Origin of the sequence: Siphonobacter sp. (assembly GCF_048595215.1) — a bacterium.
Taxonomy (GTDB): Bacteria; Bacteroidota; Bacteroidia; order Cytophagales; family Spirosomataceae; genus Siphonobacter.
Map to the genome: position 1 here is coordinate 1 of NZ_JBMDWJ010000084.1, position 6,113 is coordinate 6,113.

The 6,113-nt window shown below is 47.1% G+C and carries 6 protein-coding genes; 3 read left to right on the forward strand and 3 right to left on the reverse strand.

The window, feature by feature from the left end; genetic code table 11:
- Positions 1 to 542: 542 nt before the first annotated feature.
- Positions 543 to 1,385 (reverse strand): winged helix-turn-helix domain-containing protein, encoded by an 843-nt coding sequence (locus ACOJTG_RS04715; RefSeq protein WP_420152759.1) that lies wholly within the window; start codon positions 1,383 to 1,385, stop codon positions 543 to 545.
- A 264-nt stretch (positions 1,386 to 1,649) separates the two neighbouring features.
- On the opposite strand from ACOJTG_RS04715, the gene ACOJTG_RS04720 reads away from it, so the two are divergent.
- From ACOJTG_RS04720 to ACOJTG_RS04730, 3 genes are all read left to right on the forward strand, one after another.
- A complete protein-coding gene (locus tag ACOJTG_RS04720) occupies positions 1,650 to 2,747 on the forward strand; it encodes a ligand-binding sensor domain-containing protein (protein WP_420152760.1) in 1,098 nt (365 codons plus the stop codon).
- A 197-nt stretch (positions 2,748 to 2,944) separates the two neighbouring features.
- The gene (locus ACOJTG_RS04725) at positions 2,945 to 3,814 is read left to right on the forward strand and encodes an alpha/beta hydrolase (protein WP_420152761.1); all 870 of its coding nucleotides are present in this window, start codon (positions 2,945 to 2,947) and stop codon (positions 3,812 to 3,814) included.
- A gap of 124 nt (positions 3,815 to 3,938) precedes the next feature.
- Positions 3,939 to 4,778 (forward strand): ThuA domain-containing protein, encoded by an 840-nt coding sequence (locus ACOJTG_RS04730; protein WP_420152762.1) that lies wholly within the window; start codon positions 3,939 to 3,941, stop codon positions 4,776 to 4,778.
- A gap of 30 nt (positions 4,779 to 4,808) precedes the next feature.
- Here ACOJTG_RS04730 and ACOJTG_RS04735 read toward each other — a convergent pair whose 3' ends face one another.
- Both ACOJTG_RS04735 and ACOJTG_RS04740 read right to left on the reverse strand, forming a co-directional pair.
- Positions 4,809 to 5,528 carry an HAD family hydrolase gene (locus tag ACOJTG_RS04735; RefSeq protein ID WP_420152763.1) on the reverse strand — a complete coding sequence of 240 codons (720 nt, stop codon included), beginning with the start codon at positions 5,526 to 5,528 and terminating at the stop codon, positions 4,809 to 4,811.
- 105 nt (positions 5,529 to 5,633) lie between these two features.
- Positions 5,634 to 6,113, reverse strand: a 480-nt coding sequence (locus ACOJTG_RS04740; RefSeq protein WP_420152764.1) for a glycoside hydrolase domain-containing protein, incomplete at its 5' end; no start/stop codon positions are given.

The window sequence follows — 6,113 nt, forward strand, 5'->3', positions numbered from 1 at the left end:
GACCAGGTTTTATTTTTCCTTTGAAAGTCCAAAAGAATGTGAGGTTCATTTATAAAGTACTCAGTCTTATATATCCCTTTGTTTTTCCTAGGAAAACGTTGACGTATACTGAGATAATATCGGCATTAGTTCGAACACTGACACTCGGATACAACAAAAATAAATTAGAAATAGAAGATCTAAAATTAATCGCTAAACAGGTTGAACTGGACCAATAAATTACAAATTATAACATACTATTCGGATGTGGAAGCACTCAATACGATTATTCGAATCACCAGAGGAAATTTCCGGTTAATTGATTAGCTGTTTAGGCAAATTGTCCGGCTTAGTAAGGTCAATCATTTGACAGGCATTACTAAGGGTGTCGTCGAAGCTGCCCGTAAGTGATTATTGATAGCCTAAGTCATTGTCAAAAAATGAACAAAAGAGGGCAATCTAACTTTAAGGGAATCAAGCAAATTATTGTTGAAGCTCACATTTCTACCCTATAGCTTGACTCGTTAAGATCACTCGTTTGGAATAGCTGGTTTAGGCTAGACTTAACCATGAGACGAGTCAATTTCCAGCTTGTACCCTCTACCGTGACTATTTACGATGCGTACCGTGGGGGCGGGTTGTAGCTTTTTTCGCAGTCGGGATACAAACACATCCAGGCTACGCCCCACAAATACGCCTTCGTCCTCCCAAACCTGTTCCATAAGCTGACTCCGATCAATTACCGTATTGGGAGCACCAACGAATACGTTCAGGAGTTTGGACTCTTTGGCTGAAAGCTCAACGCGTTCATCGCCCAAGTGTAGCATCTGCGTTTGCCGGCAAAAGGTAAGCGGCCCCAAGTGGACTAACGTCGTGGGTATTGCCGGTTTGGCCGGAGCAGGCCTTTTCCGTCTGAATAAACACCAGCCGAACCCAACCAGTAAAATCGGCAGAAGAAACCAAGCAAACGGTAGAGTATTAGTTATGGAAGCCGCCTGGACGGGTGGTTCAGCAAACTTGATTTGGATGAGGTAGGTCCCTGAGGGTGGCGTTCGGCTTAAACAGGCAACCGATTTTCGATGGAATGGTTGATGGACTTCATAGCTATAAACTACGGTATTTGAGTGCTCTTTTCTGACTTCTACCAGATAATCCAGTTCTGGTACATGACGTTGGATGATCTCAACTAGGGAAGTGGGTGTGAAGGCAAAGGGACGCTGAAACCGGATCCGGAACGTACGATCATCCACCGCTTCAATGGGCAATACCCAGGACGTAAAATCGCCCGAGTTCAGCAGCACTTCGTGACCGATCTTCCGCATGGTCACCAACATCTTTCCCCCCTCGCTGTAACCAGGCAGACGGATAAATAGCAGAAGTAACAGGGTAAGTATTACGTGTCTCATCGATCAAAAATAGGCCTTGATTAGGGATGAATTTCAGGTTTTACATTTCGTTAACACTTTTTTACAGGCGATTAACGCTTGTCACATCCTCACGCGGTAGGTTTGGGAAGGCTGAACACAAAATAAGTTCCTATCCGCTCGGTATGCAGGAATGATATACCCAGGTAGCCTCAGTAAACGGTTCAGTAGTTAAACAACCAGCGGTGCCCGGCCCATCAGGTATTGGAACGGATGGAAACGAAATTCGCTACTACTAGTTAAAAAATGATGCACTACTCCCGCGTATATGCTTTACTCTTACTCGCTGTTTTTCTCATTTCCTGTGGACAAAATCAAAGAGGAGTAGAGGGTGTCAAGTCCGAAACCCAGGACACCGTTACAGCCTACGGACCTACCACCATGGTTCGTAATGTAAGAAAAGGTAGCAATGGCACCATTTTGATTGCGGCTGCACGGGGTGGTGTCTTTCGGTACGATCCCAAACGGGTCGTTGAAAAACGTTTTACAAATCTCACTACTAGGATAGGCTCACAACGATTCTGGGATGTCCTGGAAGATCGGCAGGGAAACCTCTGGTTCGCTTCCACCGATGCAGGGGTGTATCGATTTAATGGAAAATCTTTTCAGCATTTCACTACCGAAGAAGGACTTGCCAATAATGCAGTTACGTCTATGTATGAAGATAAAGCCGGCATCCTTTGGTTTGCTACGGGAGGAGGCGTAAGTCGTTATGACCCCAGTCAGGCCGATGGGCAATCGTTTCGAAATTTTACTACGAAAGAAGGACTTCCCAACAACAACATCACGACGATCATGCAAGACAAAACCGGGAAGTTGTGGATCGGTACCCGAGGCGAGGCCTGTTTTTACGATGGAAAAACATTTACCGTGCCCAGAACGAAAGAGGGGAAAGCCTTTACTAACGTTTGGGGGATCACCGAAGATAGACACGGCCATATTTGGTTTGGGGCAACAATCATCAAAGCGAAAAAAGGGGCTACGCTGGTCGTTAGTATTGGTCTTTGGCACTATGACGGGAGCACCTTTACCAAAATAAATCAGCGGGGTGCGTCGGCGATTATCGAAGATAGAAAAGGGAATCTCTGGACGACCGGTGACGTACAGCCCAATGGGGTCGGGGCCTGGAAATTGCTCCGGTATGATCAGAAGTCCCTGTCCAGTCAAAAGCCCACGGTAACTGAAATCATGTCCATAGAAAAAATGCTTTGTGGGATTCTGGAAGCTGAGGATGGAAGTATCTGGTTTGGCTCGATACACGGGGTGTACCGGTATGACGGAAAAACCATTACGGATTTTAAAAATAAAGCAGGTCAGGACTCGTTGCAAAAGCTTCATCAGTAGGGTAACAAAACGAGTACTTCAGATCCTTTAGAAATTATCAACTCACGCCTGACTTCACAACAATTAAAAAAGGGGAATTTTCTAAATCGTTAGCTGATCTTACGATGGTTAAGAGTCCACTATTAATTTTCCTCTACGTAATTCAGGAAAAATGGTTCAAATGACGAATTTTGTGCGTTTCTGTAGAAATACGCCGTATGAAAAAGTTATTAGTTCTTCTTTTCCTTAGTCTGAGTATTCAGTCATACGCTCAGCGGGGAAGCCTCCGCGAAAGCCTTTCTCTGCCCAGTACAACGCTGGGTCGTCCGGTGCAGTATAGTTTGTTTTTGCCCGAAGGATACGAAGCAGGCAGTCGAAAATATCCGGTCTTGTACCTATTGCACGGTTTTGGCGATGACGAAACGGGTTGGACCCAGATGGGCGACGTAGAGACCATTGCCAGTCAGGCGATGGCTTCCGGACAGGTTCCACCCATGATCATCGTGATGCCCGATGCCGGAAAAAGCTGGTACGTGAACAGTACGGATGGCAAGAACCGCTACGAAGATTTCTTTGTAAACGAGCTGATTCCCCACATTGATTCTAGCTATCGAACCCGTACGAGCAAACAGTTTCGGGCCATTGCGGGTTTGTCGATGGGCGGATACGGTACTTTATTGCTGGCCAGCAAACACCCCGAACTTTTCTCAGCGGCGGCTCCGCTGAGTGCGGCGGTTTTTACGGATGCCGAGGTAGTGGCCATGCCCGAAGCCGACTGGAAACGCCGCTTCACCAACGTATATCCTACGCAGCAAAAAGGGAAAGAACGATTGAGCAAGGACTGGAATCAGAATTCCATTTTTAAAATCCTGGAAACTACGTCGCCTGACGCACTAAAATCCGTTCGGTTTTACGTAGATTGCGGCGATGACGATCACCTGATCAAAGGAAACATGAGTCTGCACGCGGCGATGCTGGATCGGAATATTTCACATCAGTTTCGGGTACGTGATGGGGGCCATACCTGGATCTACTGGCGAACGGCTTTACCAGAGGTACTAAACTTTGTCAGTCAAGGGTTTCACTAAAAAACCATCGCTGTAGCATTAACGTATATCGGTTATGGTTGCTTTACAATTCGTAGCCGTGCATTCCTCAAACAAATTCTGATTTAACGCCACCCGTATTCCTAAAAGCCGTTTATTTACCTCCATGAACACGATCAAGTCACTGAGTCTGACGATCCGGTACGCCATGCTACTCGTACTGTTTAGCGTCCTGACGTTTACCGTACAGGCTCAGCCATTTAAAGTCATTGCCTTTTACACCGCTAAAAACGATCCTGCCCATGTAAGCTTCGTGCATGAAGCCAACCGCTGGTTTACCAAAGTAGCTAAACAACACGCGTTTACGTACGATTCGACCAGCAACTGGGCTAACCTTAATGCTGGTTTTCTGGCTAATTATAAGGTAGTGATTTTCTTGGATACCCGTCCGGAAGCCCCGGCTCAGCGAAAGGCTTTTCAAACGTACATGGAAAAAGGCGGAGCGTGGCTGGGCTTTCACTTTTCAGCATTCGCCCTGACGCCCTCGAAGTATCCCCAGAACTGGCCCTGGTACCACCAGCAGTTTTTAGGTTCCGGTGAATACAAAGGCAATACCTGGCGACCCACGGAGGCAGTACTACGGGTAGAAAATTCGGAGCATCCGGCGACTAAAAACCTGCCCAAAACCTTTACCTCCTCGCCCAACGAGTGGTACAGCTGGAAGAATGACCTACGGAAAAATCCGAATATTCAGATTTTGCTCTCCATAGATCCGGAAAGCTTTCCCTTAGGAACGGGTCCGAAACCCCATGAGATCTGGAAAAGCGGCTATTATCCGGTCGTGTGGACAAACAAGAAATACAAAATGCTCTACGTCAACATGGGCCATAACGACCTGGATTACGAGCACAAAACGAACGAAGAACTTTCCTTCACGTTCGAAAACGAAATTCAGAATCAGCTCATCCTGGATGGGTTATTCTGGTTGGGCGGACGGACAAAATAGAGTAATCCACGAACAAAAAAGGGCCTTGTATTACGGAGGTGCTTTTTTGTTCGTCGATTTATATGAAGTAATACAGGCCACGCATTCGTTGAGGTGCTTGGCGGTTCGAAAATTGGGGTGTTCCAAGTTGTGTTCGATCTGTTCGTGCAGCCACGTCGTATGGTAAGGGACATGAATGGCGTGTCCACCAATGTTCAGCACGGGTAATACATCCGATTTAATTGAATTGCCAATCATCATGAATTCCTCGGGCTTGATATCAAGGTGCTTGATCAGTTTCAGGTAATCGGCCTCCTTCTTGTCACTCATGATTTCGATGTGGTGAAAGAAATGCTCCAGTCCGGACTTTTTAAGTTTCCGTTCCTGATCCAGCAAATCCCCCTTCGTGGCTACGACCAATCGGTAGGAATCTTTGAGCGAGGTTAGCGTTTCCTGCACGCCGTCCAGCAGTTCGATGGGCTTTTGCAAGAGTTCTTTGCCGTATTCAATGGCTTTGGCGATCACTTCAGGCCGGACGTTATAATCCGTAACCGTCAGTGCCGTTTCAATCATCGACAGCATAAATCCCTTCACGCCGTAGCCGTACACGGATAGGTTACTGATTTCTGTTTTGAAAAGCTCCTGAGAAACGGTGTGATGCGGTAGGAAATCCTCCAGTAACGCACAGAATTTTCGCTCGGTTTCCTGAAAGTACGGTTCGTTTACCCAGAGGGTGTCGTCGGCATCGAAGGCAATTACTTTTAATGACATGGCAATACTGGTAATAAGAAGGTTATAATCGACTCAAAAATAAACGGTTGCCACACCAGAAAAAAATCGGGGCTCATCCGTTCACGGATGAGCCCCCGAATCCAATTATTTTCGAGCGGGTTTCGTGGACCTGTAAAAGGTCAGCTTTCCGCCTTTCAGCACATCCGCGTGGCTAAGCTGCCAGTTGGTGACGGGCTTACCGTTTAGCAATACTTTCTCTACGTATACGTGTTTGTCACTCTGGTTGATGGCTTCAATGGTAAAGGTCTGCCCATTTTCCAGTTGAATTTTGGCATTCTTCACCAGCGGGCTACCAATCGAATACACATCCGATCCCGGAGCAACGGGGTAGAAACCCATCGACGAGAACAGGTACCAGGCACTCATCTGACCGCAGTCGTCGTTACCGCCAAGGCCGTCGGAAGTGGGCTTGTACTGCATATTCAGAATCATCCGTACGCGGGCCTGCGTCTTCCAGGGTTGGCCCGCCCAGTTGTACAGGTAAGCCACGTGGTGAGCCGGTTCGTTGCCATGAATGTAGCCACCAATAATTCCTTCGCGGGTGATGTCTTCGGTTTCGGCGAA